16 protein-coding genes and 1 riboswitch are annotated in these 17,444 nt (G+C 73.8%); of the genes, 8 read left to right on the forward strand and 8 right to left on the reverse strand.

The annotated features are described in order from the left end of the window. Window positions 1-84 precede the first annotated feature (84 nt). From ABZ497_RS18295 to ABZ497_RS18305, 3 genes are all read left to right on the forward strand, one after another. Window positions 85-1,374: a sugar kinase gene (locus ABZ497_RS18295; RefSeq protein ID WP_359806333.1), complete on the forward strand. Its 1,290-nt coding sequence runs from the start codon at window positions 85-87 to the stop codon at window positions 1,372-1,374. Continuing rightward, window positions 1,371-2,132: an IclR family transcriptional regulator gene (locus tag ABZ497_RS18300; protein ID WP_329490902.1), complete on the forward strand. Its 762-nt coding sequence runs from the start codon at window positions 1,371-1,373 to the stop codon at window positions 2,130-2,132. Before ABZ497_RS18295 ends, ABZ497_RS18300 begins: the two co-directional genes overlap by 4 nt. A 67-nt stretch (window positions 2,133-2,199) precedes the next feature. Further along, window positions 2,200-2,616 (forward strand): RidA family protein, encoded by a 417-nt coding sequence (locus ABZ497_RS18305; protein ID WP_329490901.1) that lies wholly within the window; start codon window positions 2,200-2,202, stop codon window positions 2,614-2,616. 129 nt (window positions 2,617-2,745) lie between these two features. Here ABZ497_RS18305 and ABZ497_RS18310 read toward each other — a convergent pair whose 3' ends face one another. Next, window positions 2,746-3,960 (reverse strand): MFS transporter, encoded by a 1,215-nt coding sequence (locus tag ABZ497_RS18310; protein ID WP_359806336.1) that lies wholly within the window; start codon window positions 3,958-3,960, stop codon window positions 2,746-2,748. Between the two features lie 227 nt (window positions 3,961-4,187). Between ABZ497_RS18310 and ABZ497_RS18315 the strand changes: the two genes are divergently transcribed. After that, window positions 4,188-4,907: a DUF2470 domain-containing protein gene (locus ABZ497_RS18315; RefSeq protein WP_359806338.1), complete on the forward strand. Its 720-nt coding sequence runs from the start codon at window positions 4,188-4,190 to the stop codon at window positions 4,905-4,907. Between the two features lie 386 nt (window positions 4,908-5,293). On the opposite strand, the gene ABZ497_RS18320 is transcribed toward ABZ497_RS18315, so the two are convergent. Beyond that, window positions 5,294-6,349, reverse strand: a complete 1,056-nt coding sequence (locus ABZ497_RS18320; RefSeq protein ID WP_359806341.1) for a LysM peptidoglycan-binding domain-containing M23 family metallopeptidase — start codon at window positions 6,347-6,349, stop codon at window positions 5,294-5,296. Between the two features lie 4 nt (window positions 6,350-6,353). Next, window positions 6,354-6,514: riboswitch (cyclic di-AMP (ydaO/yuaA leader) on the reverse strand. Between the two features lie 310 nt (window positions 6,515-6,824). On the opposite strand from ABZ497_RS18320, the gene ABZ497_RS18325 reads away from it, so the two are divergent. Next, window positions 6,825-8,363 (forward strand): MFS transporter, encoded by a 1,539-nt coding sequence (locus ABZ497_RS18325; protein ID WP_359806344.1) that lies wholly within the window; start codon window positions 6,825-6,827, stop codon window positions 8,361-8,363. Window positions 8,364-8,370: 7 nt separating this feature from the next. Here ABZ497_RS18325 and purB read toward each other — a convergent pair whose 3' ends face one another. The 4 genes from purB to ABZ497_RS18345 form a co-directional block, all read right to left on the reverse strand. Further along, window positions 8,371-9,801: an adenylosuccinate lyase gene (gene purB, locus ABZ497_RS18330; RefSeq protein ID WP_359806347.1), complete on the reverse strand. Its 1,431-nt coding sequence runs from the start codon at window positions 9,799-9,801 to the stop codon at window positions 8,371-8,373. Between the two features lie 139 nt (window positions 9,802-9,940). Continuing rightward, window positions 9,941-10,396, reverse strand: a complete 456-nt coding sequence (locus ABZ497_RS18335) for a MarR family transcriptional regulator (protein ID WP_359806349.1) — start codon at window positions 10,394-10,396, stop codon at window positions 9,941-9,943. A gap of 121 nt (window positions 10,397-10,517) precedes the next feature. After that, window positions 10,518-10,931 (reverse strand): DUF3037 domain-containing protein, encoded by a 414-nt coding sequence (locus ABZ497_RS18340; protein WP_359806352.1) that lies wholly within the window; start codon window positions 10,929-10,931, stop codon window positions 10,518-10,520. Next, the gene (locus tag ABZ497_RS18345; RefSeq protein ID WP_359806355.1) at window positions 10,928-11,683 is read right to left on the reverse strand and encodes a HipA family kinase; all 756 of its coding nucleotides are present in this window, start codon (window positions 11,681-11,683) and stop codon (window positions 10,928-10,930) included. Before ABZ497_RS18345 ends, ABZ497_RS18340 begins: the two co-directional genes overlap by 4 nt. A gap of 171 nt (window positions 11,684-11,854) precedes the next feature. Here ABZ497_RS18345 and ABZ497_RS18350 point away from each other — a divergent pair, with 171 nt between their 5' ends. Further along, window positions 11,855-13,213 (forward strand): NAD(P)/FAD-dependent oxidoreductase, encoded by a 1,359-nt coding sequence (locus tag ABZ497_RS18350; RefSeq protein WP_359806357.1) that lies wholly within the window; start codon window positions 11,855-11,857, stop codon window positions 13,211-13,213. Between the two features lie 66 nt (window positions 13,214-13,279). Here the strand turns inward: ABZ497_RS18350 and ABZ497_RS18355 are convergent, their stop codons facing one another. After that, window positions 13,280-14,476: a GDSL-type esterase/lipase family protein gene (locus tag ABZ497_RS18355; protein WP_359806360.1), complete on the reverse strand. Its 1,197-nt coding sequence runs from the start codon at window positions 14,474-14,476 to the stop codon at window positions 13,280-13,282. A gap of 200 nt (window positions 14,477-14,676) precedes the next feature. Then, on the reverse strand, window positions 14,677-16,014 hold the full coding sequence (locus ABZ497_RS18360; RefSeq protein ID WP_329490890.1) for an aminotransferase class I/II-fold pyridoxal phosphate-dependent enzyme: 1,338 nt from the start codon (window positions 16,012-16,014) through the stop codon (window positions 14,677-14,679). 34 nt (window positions 16,015-16,048) lie between these two features. On the opposite strand from ABZ497_RS18360, the gene ABZ497_RS18365 reads away from it, so the two are divergent. Together ABZ497_RS18365 and ABZ497_RS18370 are read left to right on the forward strand one after the other, a co-directional pair. Next, window positions 16,049-16,711 (forward strand): pyridoxamine 5'-phosphate oxidase family protein, encoded by a 663-nt coding sequence (locus tag ABZ497_RS18365; RefSeq protein ID WP_329490889.1) that lies wholly within the window; start codon window positions 16,049-16,051, stop codon window positions 16,709-16,711. A 9-nt stretch (window positions 16,712-16,720) separates the two neighbouring features. Then, the gene (locus ABZ497_RS18370; RefSeq protein ID WP_359806363.1) at window positions 16,721-17,344 is read left to right on the forward strand and encodes an FMN-binding negative transcriptional regulator; all 624 of its coding nucleotides are present in this window, start codon (window positions 16,721-16,723) and stop codon (window positions 17,342-17,344) included. Window positions 17,345-17,444 lie beyond the last annotated feature (100 nt).

Consider the following 17,444-nt stretch of genomic DNA (forward strand, 5'->3'; position numbering starts at 1 on the left):
ACATGCTGGCATCACGGTTCTAGCATCGGCGCCGGACGAAGGTCAACGGAAACGGTCAGCCGCAGCACACGAGGAGCCCACCAGATGCCCCGACAGGACGCCGCCGTGAGCTCGGGCACCCCTCCGCTCGACAGCCTGACGGCGGCCGGCCGGGCGGAGCCGGGCCCGACGGCGGCACCGGGCGGACCGTCGGCGCACGACGGCCCGGTGGCCCACGGCGGAGCGGCGACGCGCCCGACGCCCGGGACCCCGACGGCGGTCTGCGTGGGCGAGTCGATGGCTGTCCTGCTGCCGGACCGGCCGGGCCCGCTGGAGGCGGTGGAGAACTTCCGCCTCTCGGTCGGCGGCGCCGAGTCCAACGTGGCGGGCGCCCTGGCGGCGCTCGGCGTGTCGAGCGCCTGGATCAGCCGGGTGGGCGACGACGGCTTCGGCCGCCGCCTGGTCGGCGAGGTCGCCGCCCGCGGGGTGGACGTCTCGGCGGTCGCCGTCGACCCGCACCGCCCGACCGGCCTCTACCTCAAGGAGGTCGGCGGCTCCACCGGTGCCCGGCACGACCTCGGCCCCGGGCGCAGCCGGCTGCACTACCACCGGCGCGGCTCGGCCGCCGCCGCGCTCTCGCCCGCCCTGTTGGACGACCCGGCCGCCGTCCGCCTGCTCGCCGGTGCCCGGTTGCTGCACCTGTCCGGCATCACCGCTGCCCTGTCCGACGACTGCCTGGCCCTGCTGCGCGCCCTGCTCGCCGACCGCCGCCCCGGCCGGCTGACCAGCTTCGACCTGAACTGGCGCCCCGCGCTCTGGCTGGACCGCGACCCGGCCGTCCTCCCCCCCCTGCTGGACGCCGCCGATCTGCTGCTGCTCGGCGCCGACGAAGGCGAGGCCGCCTTCGGCACCGGCGACCCGCTGGCGCTGCGCCGCCGGTTCCCCTCCCCCGCCACCGTGGTGGTCAAGGACGCCGCCCGGACGGTCACCGCGCTGGAGCGGGACGGCGCGGCCGTCACCGAACCGGCCCTCGCCGTCGAGGTGGTCGAGGCCACCGGCGCGGGCGACGCCTTCGCGGCCGGCTACCTCGCGGCCACCGTCCGCGGCCTGGACCAGCGCCGCCGGCTGCGGCTCGGCCACCTCAGCGCCGCCTGCGCGCTGACCGCCCACGGGGACCAGGCCGAACTGCCGCCCGAGCCGGTGGTCGCCGCACTGCTGAACGCCTCCCCCCGGGAGTGGGCCGCCACCCGGGTCTCCGCGGATGGCATCGTGTCCCCCGTACTGCCCGCGGCGGCGCCGCCCCGGCCGGTCCCGTCCGCGACGGCGGCGCCGGTGACCGGGGGCGGTGTCACCGACCCTCGACCGGCCACCTCCCCGGCCCTTGGAGCACGATGAGCCAGACCGTCACCCGCGCCCTGCGCATCCTCGCCGAGCTCGGCGAGGGCGAGCGCTCGCTGGACCAGCTCGCCGAGGTGCTCGGCGTGCACAAGACCACGGTGCTGCGGCTGCTCCAGAGCCTCGAAGAGGAACGATTCGTCTACCGCGACCCGGCCTACCGCTACCACCTCGGTGCCGGCCTCTTCGCCCTCTCCGGCCTCGCCCTGGAGCAGCGCGGCGTCCGCCGGATCGCCGCGCCGCACCTGGCCGAGCTGAACGCCGCCACCGGCCAGACCGTGCACCTGGCCGCGTACGAGGGCGGGGAGGTCGTCTACATCGACAAGTACGACTCGCGCCACCCGGTCAGGATGTACTCGCGGATCGGCCTGCGGGCGGCCCTGCACAGCGCCGCCGTCTCCAAGGTGCTGCTCGCCGACCTGCCGGTGCCCGAGCGGCGCCGGGTGGTGGCCGGCATCGACTTCACCCCGCACACCGCCCGCACCCTGACCACTCCCGAGGCGCTGCTCGCCGAGCTGGAGAAGGTCGCGGCCCAGGGCTGGGCGCAGGACCACGCCGAACACGAGGCCTTCATCAACTGCGTGGCGGCGCCGATCCGGGACGCCAGCGGGCGCGTCGTCGCCGCCGCCTCGATCTCCGTCCCCGACGTCGTCCTCCCTTACGAACAGGTGCTGGAGCTGCTGCCCCAGCTGCTCGCCACCGCCCGCGCCGTCTCCGCCGACTGCGGGCAGAACCCCCAGGCTCCCCAGACCGGCTGACCCGCCGAACCGGCCGGCCCCGCCGGCCCCGGACCAGCCGACCCGCCACCACCAACCGAGGAAGCCCATGAGCGACCAGAGCGACAAGACCGAGATCCGCACCGACGGCGCCCCCGCCCCGGCCTGGATGTTCTCCCAGGGCGTCCGCAAGGGCCCCATCCTCCAGGTCTCCGGCCAGGGCCCGCAGGACCCGGCCACCGGCGAGTACCTGCACCACGGCGACGTGAAGGCGCAGACCCGCCGCACGCTGGAGAACGTCAAGGCGATCGTGGAGGCCGGCGGCGCCACCATCGAGGACGTGGTGATGTTCCGCGTCTACCTGACCAAGCGGGCCGACTTCCCGCTGATGAACGAGGTCTACGCCGCGTTCATCGAGGAGAACATCGCGCCGGGCGGCGTGAAGCCCTGCCGCACCACGATCTTCGTCGAGCTGCCGCAGGAGCCGATGCTGGTCGAGATCGACGCACAGGCCGTGATCGGCTGACCGGCCACCGAGACGCACAGGCCGTGATCGGCTGACCGGCCACCGAGACGCGCGAGCCGTGCTCGGCTGACCAGCCTCGACACGACGCGTGGGGCCCGGACGAGTGTCCGGGCCCCACGCGGTCCGCGCTCACCGCCCGGCGGTGACCGCCTCCTCGGCGGCCGCTCCACCGCGCGCCACGACCCTGCCACCGGCGCCGGCCCCCCGCCGCTCCAGCGCGCCGGAGAGCAGCGCGACCCCCAGGGCGGCGGCGGCCATCAGCCCGCCCACCCAGTTCGGCGCGTCGTAGCCGAGCCCGGACGAGATGACCAGCCCGCCGAGCCAGGCGGCGAGCGCGTTGCCCAGGTTGAAGGCCGCGATGTTGGCGGCCGAGGCCAGCGTGGGCGCGCCGGCGGCCTGGTCCATCACCCGCTTCTGCAGCGGTGCGACGGTCGCGAAGCCGAACACGCCGATCAGCGGAATGGCGACGATCGCGCCGACCCTGCTGTGCGAGGCGAGGGTGAAGGCGAAGAGCAGCACCGCCAGCACCGCCAGGATCACGTACAGGCTCCGCATCAGCGCGCGGTCGGCGAACCAGCCGCCGAGCAGGTTGCCGATGAACAGGCCGACGCCGAACAGGAAGAGCAGCCAGGTCACGCTGGAGGGGGCGAAGCCCGCCATCTCGGTCATCATCGGCGTGATGTAGGTGAACATCGCGAAGATGCCGCCCCAGCCGAGCACCGTCATGCTCAGCGCGAGCCAGATCTGCGGCTTGCGGAAGACGGCCAGCTCCGGGCCGAGCCGGGTGTCCTCGGCGCGCGGCTGGACGGGCACCAGGGCCGCGATGCCGGCGAAGCCGATCGCGCCGAGCGCCGCGACCACGTAGAAGGTGGAGCGCCAGCCGAAGTGCTGGCCGAGCAGGGTGCCCATCGGCACGCCGAGCACGTTGGCGGCGGTGAGCCCGGTGAACATCAGGGCAATGGCGCCGGCCCGCTTGTGCGGGGCGACGAGGTCGGCGGCGACCACCGAGCCGATGCCGAAGAAGGCGCCGTGCGCGAAGGCCGCGAGCACCCGGCCGACCAGCAGCAGACCGAAGGCGGGCGCGACGGCGGAGACCAGGTTGCCGGCGATGAACAGGCCCATCAGCATCAGCAGCATCCCCTTGCGGGGGATCCGGGTGCCGAGGACGGTGAGCAGCGGGCCGCCGATCACGACACCGAGTGCGTAGCCGGAGATGAGCAGGCCGGCGGTGGGGATGGACACCGAGAAGTCGCCGGCGACCTCGGGCAGCAGGCCCATGATCACGAACTCGGTGGTGCCGATGCCGAAGGCGCTGATCGCCAGCGCCAGGAGCGCGAGGGGCATGAGGGGACCGCTTTCCAGAGCGTACAGAAGCGTACAGAAGATTGCGTGTGCAACTACCAGCGTCGACAATACGACCGAGCGCCGGATACTTGCAAGCGCTCGCTATCTCCACCTGCAATCCCTTGCACCCGCGCACCCTCCAGCGCGACCCGCGAACCACCCGCGCACACCTTGCCCTCCCCTGGCGAAGTGATTAGGTTAGCCTCACCTAACTAACGGAGGTCGTCATGAGCCCCAGTCCCGTCGACGTCGAGGCGCCCGAACCCACCGCCGCCGAACGGGTCTGCAGCCTGCTCAGCGCCACCTCCTCCGTGGTGATCCGGGCCTGCGGCGAGTACCACGACCTGGACACCCCGGTCTCGGTACACGGCTCCCGGCTGCGCCTGGGCGCACCGCTCGACTCGCCGCTCACCCTCGCCGTGACCCGCGAGCAGGACGGTCTGGCCGTCGTCCTGGACCTCACCGACATCGCCCCGGTCGCCGTCCGCGACCGCGTCCGCGGCCGTCTCACCCTGGCCGGCCGGCTGCACCTCGCCCACCTCGCCGACGACGGCCTCAGCGTCCACCTGCGGCTGGACGTCGCACACGCCGTCCTCTCCACCCCGTACGGCACCACCGCCCTCACCGGCGCCGACCTCGCCCTGGCCGCGCCCGACCCGCTGGCGCGCTTCGAGGCGGCGATGCTCACCCACCTCGCCGACGACCACCCGGACGCCCTCGCCGTGCTCACCCGGCTGCTGGACCGCGAGTTGCTCGTCGGACACCCCGACGTCCGCCCGCTGGCCCTCGACCGGCACGGCCTGGTGCTCCGCCTGGACCACCCCTACGGCCACCGCGACGTCCGCCTGGTCTTCCCCGAGCCGGCCCGCGACGCGGACGAGTTCGGCCACCGCGTGCACCAGCTGCTGACCGCCGCCAACAGCGACCTGCCCGCCCACCGGTCCTGACCCCCGCCGGGGCAGCCCATTCCTTTCACCGCGACCGCCGACCGAGAATTGACGGCCCGTCCGACCGCGGACGGGCCGTCGGCACATCCCGGAAGGCCCCCCAGGAAGGCTTTCCGGAAAGGCTTTCGGAAGGCCTTCCGCACGACGGAACCGACCACTCGGAAGCGCCGGATGGAAACCCTGATCGTGGGGGGGCACCTGCCTGTCAGAAGGGCACGAAAAAGGCCGGCCCGGCTCGCGAAGGAAATTCGCGAGCCGGGCCGGCCAGGGCGTGTCCCGCGCCCATGATCCGCTGACGGTGCGGCGACCACCCGGTCGAGCGGTCACCCGACATGACCATCCCGGGAGGTCGTACGCCCCGCACCCAGCGGAAGTCCGACCTCAGGTCAGAGGGAGACGCCGTGCGCCCGCAGGTAGGCGATCGGGTCGATGTCCGAGCCGTACTCCGAGCCGGTGCGGATCTCGAAGTGCAGGTGCGGGCCGGTCACGTTGCCGGTGGCACCCGAGAGGCCGATCTGCTGGCCGGCGGTGACGGTCTGACCGATCTTCACACCGATCGAGGACAGGTGCGCGTACTCGGCGTAGTGGCCGTCGGCGAGCTTGATCTCGACCTCGTTGCCGTAGGCGCCGCCGTTGCCGGCCTTCACCACGGTGCCGGCGCCGACGGCGCGCAGCGGGGTGCCGGTGGAGGCGACGAAGTCGGCACCGGTGTGGTGACCGGAGGCCCACATCGAGCCGGCCACGCCGTAGGCGGTGCCGAGCTTCGGGTTGGCGAGGGGGGCGACGAAGCCCGAGGTGCTGGCCACGGCGGCCGGCGCGGCGGGAGCGGCCGGAGCGGCCGGCTTCGCGGCGGGGGCGGCCGGCTTGGCGGCGGGGGCGGCCGGCTTGGCAGCCGGGGCCTCGGCGGGCTTGGCGGCCTGGACCGGCTTCGGGGCGGCGTGCTGGGCAGCCGGCTTCTGCGCGTCCTGCGAGACCTGCGGCTTGGCGGCCGGGGCGGCGGGCTTGGCGGCCTCGGCGGCAGCCGGAGCGGCGGCGGCCTTGGCACCCAGCGCGAGCTGCTGACCCGGGAAGATGAGGTTCGGGTTGGCACCGACGACCGAGCGGTTGTGGTCGTAGAGGGCCTTCCAGCCACCCTCGACCTGCTTGGCGTCGGCGATCTTCGACAGGGTGTCCCCGCCGACGACCTTGTAGCTCTCCTCGGCCGGCGCGGCGGCCGGCTTGGCGGCCTCGGCGGCCGGCTTGGCGGCAGCGGCCGGCGCGGCGTCGACGCTGGTGGCGCCGGTCCAGGTGGAGGTCTGCGCGGGCTTGGCGGCCGGAGCGGTGTGGGCCTGGGCGCTGATGGTGGTCACCAGCGGGAGGGCGAAAGCGGCGCCGGTCACGGCGGTGGCGATGCCGATGCGGGCGGCGCGGGGCAGGGTGATACGACGAGCCTGTGCGGGCATGGCGAACTGTCCTCTCCGACGCCTGCGAGGTGAGCTGTCGGGTTCGGGCTGGAGTTGCCCGGCCGCATAGCGCGGCTTCACCCCAAGCCGGACCGTGAATTCCGGTCCGGCGACTTACCTTTGGGTCCCCCGCTCCTGCCGTACAGAGTTCGGTTCGTACCACCGGGCAGCGGCAGGACTAGGCGTTCCACCCGGTGGCCACCCGGTCCAATGCCGGGCGGTCGCTGAACTAAAACTCATCCGCCCGGGCGAAGCAATGTCGATCTCTTGAATCGACAACCACTACCGGGAAGGCCGTGACACTCCGAATGATCGGCTGCACAGTATGTGCACAATCGATTCACCGCGTGCCACTGATCCACGACGCTCCGCCGATTTCGGTGTCCGTACGCATGCGATCACCTACGGAAAGCCATCCGCCGACACACCCCCGGTGACCCTTGTCACGTCGCCTCCCGGAGCGCAGGATCAGGCGGTGGCCACCTCCGAGGCCGGCACCCTGCGCCTGGGCACCGCGCAGGGCCGCTGGGTACTACTGGCGACGGTGCTCGGCTCCAGCATGGCGATGCTCGACGGCACCGTCGTCAACGTCGCACTGCCCCGGATCGGCACCGATCTCGGCGCTCCGCTCGCCGCCCTGCAATGGACGCTCAACGCCTATCTGCTCACCCTGGCCGGCCTGATCCTGCTCGGCGGCGCGCTCGGTGACCGCTACGGCCGGCGCCGCGTCTTCCTGATCGGCGTGCTCTGGTTCGCCGCCGCCTCGGCGGCCTGCGCCGCGGCCCCCACCATCGAGGTGCTGGTCGCCGCCCGTGCGGTGCAGGGCGTCGGCGGGGCGCTGCTCACCCCCGGCTCGCTGGCGATGCTCCAGGCGGTGTTCCACCCTGACGACCGCTCGGCGGCGGTCGGCCTCTGGTCCGGCCTCGGCGGGGTGTCCGCCGCGATCGGCCCGTTCCTCGGCGGCTGGCTGGTGGACGGCCCCGGCTGGCGGTGGATCTTCCTGTTGAACGTCCCGCTCGCCGCCCTGGTGGTCGCGGTGGCCTCCCGGCACGTCCCGGAGAGCCGGGACGAGAGCGCGACCGGCCGGTTCGACGTCCTCGGCGCGGCGCTGGCCGCGCTCGCGCTGGGCTCGGTCACCTACGCGCTGACCGCGGCGGGCGACGGGCTCTCGGCCGTGGTGTGGGTGTCCGGCGCGGCCGGCCTGCTGCTGGGCACGGCCTTCGTGGTGGTCGAACGCCGCGTCCCGGAGCCGATGCTGCCGCTCGGCCTCTTCTCCTCCCGCCTGTTCACCGCGGTGAACCTGGTCACCCTCTGCGTCTACGCGGCGTTCAGCGGCGTCTTCTTCCTCCTGGTCGTCCAGCTGCAGATCGTCTCCGGCTTCTCCCCACTGGTCTCCGGGCTCGCCCTGCTGCCGATCACCGTGCTGATGCTCGCGCTGTCCGCCCGGGCCGGCCGGCTCGGCAAGCGGATCGGCCCGCGCCTCCCGCTCACCGTGGGGCCGCTGCTCTGCGCGACGGGGGTCCTGCTGATGCTGCGGATCGGCTCCGACGCCTCGTACTGGACGGACGTGCTGCCGGCCGCCACCGTGATGGGCTGCGGGATGGTCCTGCTGGTCGCGCCGCTGACCGCGACGGTGCTCGCGGCGGTGGAGGTCCGGCATGCCGGGATCGCCAGCGGCGTCAACAACGCCGCCGCCCGCGCGGCCGGGCTGCTCGCGGTGGCCGCCCTGCCGGCGCTGGCCGGGCTCAGCGGCGAGGCCTACCGGGTGCCGGCCGCGGTGGACTCCGCCTTCCGGACCGCGATGCTGATCTGCGCCGGGCTGCTGGTCACCGGCGCGGTGACGGCGTTCACCACCGTCCGGGGCAATGTGCTGGCCCCCGAGGACCACCCGGTCGCCGAGCCGGACTGCGCCTACGCCTGCGGCACCGCCCCTCCGCTGGATCCGGGCCATGCCGCCGCCGGACACGGCGAAGGCCCCGCCACCGGATCGGCGGCGGGGCCCACGAAGGCCTGAGGCAACGTCAGAGGATGTCGCCCGGGGCGTACTTGGCGGCCTCGGGGTAGGCGGTCGCGACGGCCTCGACCTGGCGGACCACCTCGGCGACCTGGGCACCGGCCGCGCCGGTGAAGGAGAGCCGGTCGGCCAGCAGCGCGTCCAGCCCGGCCCGGTCCAGCGGGATCCGCGCGTCCGCCGCCAGCCGGTCCAGCAGCTCGTTCTCCCGCGCGCCGGCCCGCATCGCCAGCGCCGAGGCGACGGCGTGCTCCTTGATGACCTCGTGCCCGGTCTCCCGGCCGACGCCCGCCCGCACCGCGCCCATCAGCACCTTGGTGGTGGCCAGGAACGGCAGGTAGCGGTCCAGCTCGGCCTCGATCACGGCGGGGAAGGCGCCGAACTCGTCGAGGACGGTCAGGAAGGTCTCCAGCAGGCCGTCGAAGGCGAAGAAGGCGTCCGGCAGCGCGACCCGGCGGACCACCGAGCAGGAGACGTCGCCCTCGTTCCACTGGTCGCCGCCCAGCTCGGCGGTCATCGAGGCGTACCCGCGCAGGATGACGGCCAGGCCGTTGACGCGCTCGCAGGAGCGGGTGTTCATCTTGTGCGGCATCGCGGAGGAGCCGACCTGGCCCTCCTTGAACCCCTCGGTGACCAGCTCGTGGCCGGCCATCAGGCGGATCGTCTTGGCCAGGCTGGACGGCCCGGCCGAGAGCTGGACGAGGGCGGTGAGCACCTCGAAGTCCAGCGAGCGCGGGTAGACCTGGCCGACGCTGGTCAGCACGTGGTCGAAGCCGAGGTGACCGGCCACCCGGCGCTCCAGCTCGGCGAGCTTGTCGGTGTCGCCGCCGAGCAGGTCCAGCATGTCCTGGGCGGTGCCGACCGGGCCCTTGATCCCGCGCAGCGGGTAGCGGGCGATCAGCTCCTCCAGCCGGCGGAAGGCGACCAGCACCTCGTCGGCGACGGTCGCGAAGCGCTTGCCCAGGGTGGTGGCCTGCGCGGCGACGTTGTGCGACCGGCCGGCCATGACCAGCTCGGAGTGCTGGGCGGCGAGCCGGCCCAGGCGGACCAGCACGGCGACCGTGCGGTCGCGGACGTGCTCCAGCGACTGGCGGATCTGCAGCTGCTCGACGTTCTCGGTCAGGTCCCGGGAGGTCATGCCCTTGTGGATCTGCTCGTGGCCGGCGAGGTCGCTGAACTCCTCGATCCGCGCCTTCACGTCGTGCCGGGTGACCCGCTCGCGGGCGGCGATCGAACCGAGGTCGACCTGGTCGATCACCCGCTCGTAGTCGGCGACGGCGCCCGCGGGCACCTCCACGCCGAGGTCCTGCTGGGCCTTCAGGACGGCGAGCCACAGGTGGCGCTCAAGGACCACCTTGTGCTCGGGGGACCACAGCTGGGCCAGGGTCGCCGAGGCGTACCGGGAGGCCAGGACATTGGGGATCTGGGGCTTCGCGCTCACGCTTCGCAAGCCTAACAGCCGAGGTCAGCGCGAGCGGCGGCGGACCGGGCGCTGCCGCCTCCCGCGCCCGCCCCGGCCGATCGCCGTACCGCCGTACCGCCGTGCCGCCGAACCGCCGAACCGCCGAACCGCCGAACCGCTACACCGTGCCGGGCGAGCGCCCGGCGAGGACCGGCAGCACCTGCGCGCAGATCGAGTGCAGCGAGATCCGCTGCTCGTCCGTCATCGCCTCGAAGGCGTGGTGGGTACGGCTCATCTCGCCGCGGATCAGCCCGAGGATCTCGCGGCCCTGCTCGGTGATCACCACGATCTTGACCCGCCGGTCACCGGCCGCCGCCTCACGGTTGGCCAGGCCGAGCGACTCCAGCCGGTCGACGATCCCCGTCACGTTGGAGGCGTCGCAGCCCAGCCGGCCGGCCAGCGCGCGCATCGGCACCGGCTCCTGCACCGCACCGAGCGCCTTCGCCTGGGAGGAGGAGAGACCGTGCCGGGCCGCGGCTCCCGCGAAGTCCTGGAAGTAGGCGGCGCCGACGGCGGCCAACGCCTCCATCAACTCGGCGTTGGTCGGAACGGTCGTCGTCGCTGTCGAACCCATGGGGCCAGCGTACGACCGAGTGCTTCACCAACTCAAGCTTTGACCGGGGCAAAAGTCCGCAGGTCAACCGCTCGGCCCCGGAAGGCCCCCGGACGGCCCCCGGGCACCCGACCGGTCGCCCTCAGAGCACCAGCTGGTCGAAGAGCCGCCGCAGCTCGGCCTCCGGGTCACCGGTCAGCCCGGTGTGCACCGGTCCCGGCTGGACGACGGCGCTGCGCGGCGCCGTCAGCCAGCGGAACCGCTGCCCCGGACTGTCGCCCGCCGCCGGACCGGCCGCGGGCCCGCCCGCGCAGACCGCCTCGATCCCGTGCAGCGCCCGCCGCACCCCGGCGACGTCCGCCACCGGGTCGAGCGCCAGCAGCCGGGCCTGGTCCAGATGGGTACGGGCGCCCAGGTGCGCGCTCTGCCGGCAGTACAGCAGCACCCCGACGTTGACGCACTCGCCGCGCTCGACCCGGGGCACCGCCCGGATCACCGCGTACTCGTAGTCGTGCAGCTCGACGGCCGGCGGGGCCGGCGTCACGGACTCGCTCATGCGGAGACCTCCGGCAGCCAGTCACGCGGACCGGCCAGTCGCCCGGTCAGCTGGGAGCGGTACGCGGCGCGCACCGCCTCGGGCGAGTCGAAGCCCGGCTCGTCCGCCAGCCAGACGTCCGGGATCTGCGCCACCGCCGCCTCCACCGCCGCCTCGGCGAGCGGCGCGAGCGCCTTGTCCGCGGCCACCAGATCGGGCTCCGCGCGCAACAGCGCGTGGTCGGAGGCGTCGTACGGGCGGCGGATCCAGCCGGCCGCGCCCGCCCAGTGGTGATGGAAGATCAGGCTGGCGCCGTGGTCGATCAGCCGCAGCCCGCCGGTGGCCACCAGCAGGTTGGGGTTGCGCCACGAGCGGTCGACGTTGCCGATCAGGGCGTCGAACCAGAGCACCTGCCCGGCCAGCCCGGCGTCCACCTCGAAGCAGAGCGGGTCGAAGTTGAGCGCCCCGCTGACGAAGGCCATCCCGAGGTTGCGGCCGCCACTGGCCCGCATCTGGTCCTGGATCTGCGGGTCCGGCTCGCTGCGGGCCAGCACCGGGTCGAGGTCCACGGTGACCAACTCCGGTACCGGCAGCCCGAGCCGGCGGCCCAGCTCACCGGCCAGCACCTCCGCCACCAGCGCTTTGCGGCCCTGCGCGGCGCCGACCCATTTCAGGGCGTACAGCCGCCGGTCGTCGGCCTCGACCAGGCCCGGCATCGAGCCGCCTTCTCGCAGTGGCGTCACATAACGAACCGCCGTCACCTCGGGGAGCACGCCGGACAGCCTATCGGGCATATGCGCGGACCGGGCGCCGCGTGCCGTCCCCGCCCGGCGCGGGCCTGCGCCATCCGCGCCGTCCGGTGGCAGCGCCCGCTCCGCCGTGCGAGTGTGGCTCAGAGTAGTGGGGACCTTGCACGGTACGAACTGCACTGTAAGGGATGAACGATGGAACGAGCTCGGATCCTGATCGTGGGCGGTGGCTTCGCCGGACTGGAGTGCGCTCGCCGGCTCGAACGCAAGCTCACGCCCTCGGAGGCGGAGATCTCGCTGGTCACGCCGTTCAGCTATCAGCTCTATCTGCCGCTGCTCCCGCACGTGGCGGCCGGGGTGCTGACCCCGCAGTCGGTCGCGGTCTCGCTCCGCCGGACGCTGCGCCGCACCCACATCGTCCCCGGCGGCGCGATCGGCGTCGACCCGCGTTCCAAGGTCTGCGTGGTCCGCAAGATCACCGACGAGGTGGTCGCGCAGAAGTACGACTACCTGGTGCTCGCGCCCGGCAGCGTGACCCGCACCTTCGACATCCCGGGCCTGACCGACTACGCGCGCGGCATGAAGACGCTCGCCGAGGCGACCTACGTCCGCGACCACGTCATCGCCCAACTCGACCTCGCCTCCGCCACCCTGGACCAGCGGGAGCGCGAGTCCCGGCTCCAGTTCGTGGTGGTCGGCGGCGGCTACGCGGGCACCGAGACCGCCGCCTGCCTCCAGCGGCTGACCACCGCGGCCGCCCGGCGCTACCCGCGGCTGGACGCCCGGCAGATCAAGTGGCACCTGATCGACATCGCCCCGAAGCTGATGCCGGAGCTCGGCGACGCCCTCGGCGTCGCCGCCCTGGAGGTGCTGCGCGAGCGCGGCATCGAGGTCTCGCTGGGCGTCTCGGTGGCCGAAGTCGGCGCCGAGTCGGTCAAGTTCACCGACGGCCGGGTGCTCCCCTGCCGGACGCTGATCTGGACGGCCGGCGTCGCGGCCAGCCCGCTGATCGGCACCCTGGACGCCGAGACGGTCCGCGGCCGGATCGCGGTCACCGCGGAGATGCGGGTGCCGCAGTTCGAGGGCGTCTTCGCACTCGGCGACGCCGCCGCCGTCCCGGACCTCGCGAAGGGCGACGGCGCGGTCTGCCCGCCCACCGCCCAGCACTCCGCCCGCCAGGGCCGGGCGGTGGCCAACAACGTGATCGCCGCGCTGCGCAACCAGCCGCTGGAGCCCTACTACCACAAGGACCTGGGCCTGGTGGTGGACCTCGGCGGCAAGGACGCGGTCTCCAAGCCGGTCGGCGTCGAACTGCGCGGCGTCCCCGCCCAGGTGGTCGCCCGCGGCTACCACCTGATGGCGATGCGCACCAACGCGGCGAAGTTCCGGGTCGGCGCAAACTGGCTGCTCAACGCCACCGCCGGCGACGACTTCGTCCGGACCGGCTTCCTGGCCCGCCAGCCCGCCCGGCTGCGGGACTTCGAGTACACCGACGCCTATCTGACGAAGGATCAGGTGCGCGCGCACGCCGAGGCGCTGCTCGCCAAGGGCTGACCCGCCGCGGCCGGTCCCCGTTCCCGCCCACTCGGGCCCGGGGACGGGGACCGGCCGCGCCGCACGCTACCGCGCGGTGAGGTACATCCCGCTCGCGTCCTTGCCGGCCGTGTTGCGGCAGCCGTAGTTGCCGGTCGGCCGCGCGTACAGCAGGGTCAGGCACTGCCCGAGGGCCTGCTGGCCGTAGTAGTTCGGGTGCATCGACTCCTGGATCGTGCCCTGCGAGGCGCTGAGCCCGCCGTCGACGAACCGCGCCCACTCACTCGTGGTGGCGGACGGCGCGCTGCTCGAACTCGCCTGCTTGGTGGCCTTGGAGCAGACCTCGCGCCCCTGCAGCATGTCCGCCAGGTCCAGGAACTGCGCCCCCTTCGCGGCGGCGACCCCGGCCAGCGCCCGTGAGATCTGCGGCACCAACGAGTCCCGGGCCCAGTCCGCGTCGCCGTTCCAGAACGGACAGCCGCCGGTGTCGGACCGGCTCCAGCCGCTCTCCGGGTAGCGCATCTCGGCGCCGCGCGGGATCGGCGAGGGGTAGGACTGCAGCACGACCCGGTAGTCCCCGGTCGCGTAGCCCGCACCGGCCATCACGGTCCGGATCTCGTCCAGCGCCTTGCCGACCCCCGCCATCGCGCCGGGCATCCGGGAGTCGATCTCGCCCTGCTGGTCGTCGTGGCAGTAGGAGTACCAGACGAGGTAGTCCGTGACGCAGCTCTGGATCACGTCGGCGAAGCCGAGGTCGTTCCCGCCGATCGAGAGCGTGATCAGCTTGACGTTGTACTGCCGCGCCACGGAGGCGAGCTGGTCGGCCTGCGGCGCCTCGCCCTTGAACGACTGGCCGCCGTTCGCGGCCCGGAAGACGTTGGCGGCGACGGCCCCCGAGCAGGCCAGGTTCAGCTGGGTCTGGGTCACGGTCGGGGCGCTGCGCACCTCGGCGACGTCCGAGCGGTCGCACCCGCTGGCATACGTCGCGCCGTAGACCCCGCTCGGGTCGTAGGCGCTGCCGGTCCAGGCCCGGTCGGTACCGGACCGGCTTCCGCCGGTGACAACCGAGTTGCCCTTCCAGCGGCCGGCCTCGCCGGAGATGTAGCTGTCCCCGAGGGTGACGCTGGCGGTGGGCCCGGCCGGCACCGCGCCGGCGGCCGCGGCCGGTGCGGCGACGCCGGCGACCAGGCCGGCCGCACCGAGCGGCAGGGCGAGGGCGGCGGCGAGCAGCCGCCGGGTGAGGCGGGTGGTTCTGCGAGTGATGCTCGAACGGTTTTCGGGCACGGCGGAACTCCTGCGGTCGGTCTCGTCCGCACGGTGGGGGCGGGGAGACGCGGAGGTGAGGGTGGGCCGCCGGCCGGTGGCGCGATGAAGATGACATGCTCGCGCTTGTTACCGCTAGGTATCTGCACCAGGTTTCTCACTCTGTTACCGACCGGTTCAGATCGGTCGTGCACAGGATTCCCGGCCTGTTACCGACCGGTTCAGATCAGTCGCGAACCGGCACCGTCCGCTCCGAGCACGGCCGCCAGGTCGTCGGCCAGCCGCCGTGCCTCGGCCGGATCGAGCCGGGCGACGGTGATCCGCAGCCCCGGCGCGGACTGCAGGCGGAACCGCGCGCCCGGCGCCACGACCCAGCCGCGCTGCACCAGCGCGGCGAGCGCGCCGGTCTCGTCCGGGACGGGCACCCAGACGTTCAGCCCGCTCGCGCCGTGCGCCTCGATGCCACGGGCGGCCAGTTCCCCCAGCAGGGCGTCCCGGCGCGCCCGGTAGGCGGCGGCCACCCGCGCGGCCGGCGCCGCGTCGGTGCGCCACAGCTCGGCGACCGTGCCCTGCAGCAGATGGCTGACCCAGCCGGCCCCGAGCCGCTGACGGCCCTGCACCCGGCCGATGGTGTCGGCGTCCCCGACCGCGAAGGAGAGCCGCAGGTCCGGCCCGTAGGCCTTGGCCGCCGAGCGCACCACCACCCAGTGCTCGGAGCCGGCCCCGACCAGCGAGTGGAAGGGCTGGTCGACCATGCCGTGGCCGTGGTCGTCCTCGATCAGCAGCACCCCGGGATGGCCCGCCAGCACCGCCCGCAGCGCGGCCGCCCGGGCGGCGGTGACCACCGCGCCGGTCGGGTTCTGCGCGCGGCTGGTGACGACCACCGCGCGGGCCCCGGCCGCCAGCGCCTCGGCGAGCGCCTCCGGCAGCGGCCCCTCGTCGTCCAGCCGGACGGGAGCGGGCCGCAGTCCGAGGGCGGGCAGCAGGTCCATCAGGCTCCCCCACCCCGGGTCCTCGACGGCGACGGCGTCCCCGGGGCGCAGCCGGGTGGCGAGGATCCGCTCGATGGTGTCGAGCGAGCCGGAGTTGATGGCGATCGGCGCGTCGGGCAGGCCGTCGGCGCGGAAGCCCGCACCGGCGAGGGCCAGGAGCCCCGGATCGGCGGAGGGGCGCCCGTAGAGCACCGGGTCGCGGCGGGCGGCCTCGGCCGCGGCGGCGAGGGCCGGGGTGAGGTCGGGGAGCAGCGCCGGGTCGGGGTTGCCGTTGGAGAGGTCCCGGGCGTCCGGCGGGACGGGCACCCGGATCTGGTCGCGCGGAGTGAGCGCCGGCCGCGGGCGGATCCGGCTGCCCTTGCGACCGGCGGTCTCGATCACCCCCCGGTCGCGGAGCAGCCGGTAGGCGGCGGCGACGGTGTTGGGGTTGACGCCGAGTTCGGCGGCCAGGTCGCGCAGCGGGGGCAGTGCGGTGCCGGGCGCGAGCCGCCCGCTGCTGACGCCCTGCTCGACGTCGGCCGCGATCTCGCTGGCGCGCCGTCCCTTGATCGGATAGTCTCCTAGCACAAAAGAGATTATGCACTAGTACATAGAGGTTGTCATGTCAGACGGCACCGCGTCCTACGCCCGTACCCCGCGCACCACCCCCACCCGCTACAAGGACCGCGCCACCTGGGAGCGGGACGCGATCCACGCGATCCTCGACAGCACCTACCTCTGCCACCTCGGCTTCGTCGTCGACGGCGCCCCCGTCGTGCTGCCGACCATCTTCGCCCGGGTCGGCGACCGCCTCTACGTCCACGGCTCCACCGGCAGCCGGCCGCTGCGCGGCGCCAAGGGCGACCAGGGCATGCCGGTCTGCGTCACCGTCACCCTGGTCGACGCCCTGGTGCTGACCAAGTCCGCGTTCAACCACTCGATCAACTTCCGCTCGGTGGTCGCCCACGGCACGGCCCACCAGGTCACCGACCCGGTGGAGCTGTCGGTCGCGCTGGACGCGCTGGTCGACCAGACCGTCCCCGGCCGCTCCGCCGAGGTCCGCCCGGCCAACGCCAAGGAGCTGGCCGCCACCGCCGTCGTCCGGCTCGACCTCGACGAGGTCTCGGCCAAGACCCGCGCCGACGACGCCGACGACGACGAGGCGGACCTCGACCTCCCGTACTGGGCCGGCGTCGTGCCGGTGACCACGGTGTACGGCGCCCCCGTGCCGGACGCCTCCACCGCCGTGCCGCTCCCCGCGCACCTGCGCGACTTCACCCGCTGAGGGGCTCCCATGCTGATCAGGTCCTGGGACCGGGGTGACGAGGCCGAGTGGCGGGCCTGGCTCGCCCAGGGCCGCGACTTCGGCCTGCTCGCCGCCAACGGCCTGCCCGGCCAGGGGCCCGTCCTGGTCCCCACCCACTTCCTGCTGGACGTCGAGCGGGGCGAGATCCTGCTGCACCTCGCCGCGCCCAACCCGCTGTTCGCCGCCGTCCGGGCCGACCCCGAGGTCACCCTCGCGGTCACCGACGACTACGCCTTCGCCCCCGGCCACTGGCGCGGCGAGCCGGGTACGCCGACCAGCTACTACGCCTCCGTCCAGTTCCTCTGCACGGCCGAGATCGTCGAGGACGCGGCCGGCAAGGCGGCGATCCTCAACCGGCAGCTGGCGCACTTCCAGCCGGAGACCCCAAACACCCGGGTGGCCCCCGGCGAGGCGCCCTTCGGCCCGCTGCTGTCAGGCCTGCGCGGGCTGCGGCTGACGGTCCGCACGGTGCGCGCCAAGTTCAAGTACGACGACAAGAAGGGCGCGGCGGAGCAGCGGGCCGTCGCCGACCGGCTGGCCGAACGCGACCGGGGCCTGGACGCCGCCGCCCGCACCCAGCTCCTCAGGCGTAACGCGCGGCGCACGGGGTAGCAGCGCTGACGCCAAGTCACCCGATCGGCTCGATTTCGGGCGAAGCCGGGACGCCGCTGATCGAATGTGTGACGAATCCTGCCCCCTCGGCTGTGCCGGC

The sequence above is a fragment of the Kitasatospora sp. NPDC005751 genome, from assembly GCF_040630835.1.
GTDB lineage: Bacteria > Actinomycetota > Actinomycetes > Streptomycetales > Streptomycetaceae > Kitasatospora.

Bases quoted from the DNA above. Each gene is read 5' to 3' on its own strand.
- ABZ497_RS18310 (WP_359806336.1), bottom strand. From the start codon at position 3,960: ATGCCCCTCGCGCTCCTGGCGCTGGCGATCAGCGCCTTCGGCATCGGC.
- ABZ497_RS18300 (WP_329490902.1), top strand. From the start codon at position 1,371: ATGAGCCAGACCGTCACCCGCGCCCTGCGCATCCTCGCCGAGCTCGGC.
- ABZ497_RS18340 (WP_359806352.1), bottom strand. From the start codon at position 10,931: ATGAGCGAGTCCGTGACGCCGGCCCCGCCGGCCGTCGAGCTGCACGAC.
- ABZ497_RS18370 (WP_359806363.1), top strand. From the start codon at position 16,721: ATGCTGATCAGGTCCTGGGACCGGGGTGACGAGGCCGAGTGGCGGGCC.
- ABZ497_RS18350 (WP_359806357.1), top strand. From the start codon at position 11,855: ATGGAACGAGCTCGGATCCTGATCGTGGGCGGTGGCTTCGCCGGACTG.
- ABZ497_RS18335 (WP_359806349.1), bottom strand. From the start codon at position 10,396: ATGGGTTCGACAGCGACGACGACCGTTCCGACCAACGCCGAGTTGATG.
- ABZ497_RS18305 (WP_329490901.1), top strand. From the start codon at position 2,200: ATGAGCGACCAGAGCGACAAGACCGAGATCCGCACCGACGGCGCCCCC.
- ABZ497_RS18315 (WP_359806338.1), top strand. From the start codon at position 4,188: ATGAGCCCCAGTCCCGTCGACGTCGAGGCGCCCGAACCCACCGCCGCC.
- ABZ497_RS18295 (WP_359806333.1), top strand. From the start codon at position 85: ATGCCCCGACAGGACGCCGCCGTGAGCTCGGGCACCCCTCCGCTCGAC.
- ABZ497_RS18365 (WP_329490889.1), top strand. From the start codon at position 16,049: ATGTCAGACGGCACCGCGTCCTACGCCCGTACCCCGCGCACCACCCCC.
- ABZ497_RS18320 (WP_359806341.1), bottom strand. From the start codon at position 6,349: ATGCCCGCACAGGCTCGTCGTATCACCCTGCCCCGCGCCGCCCGCATC.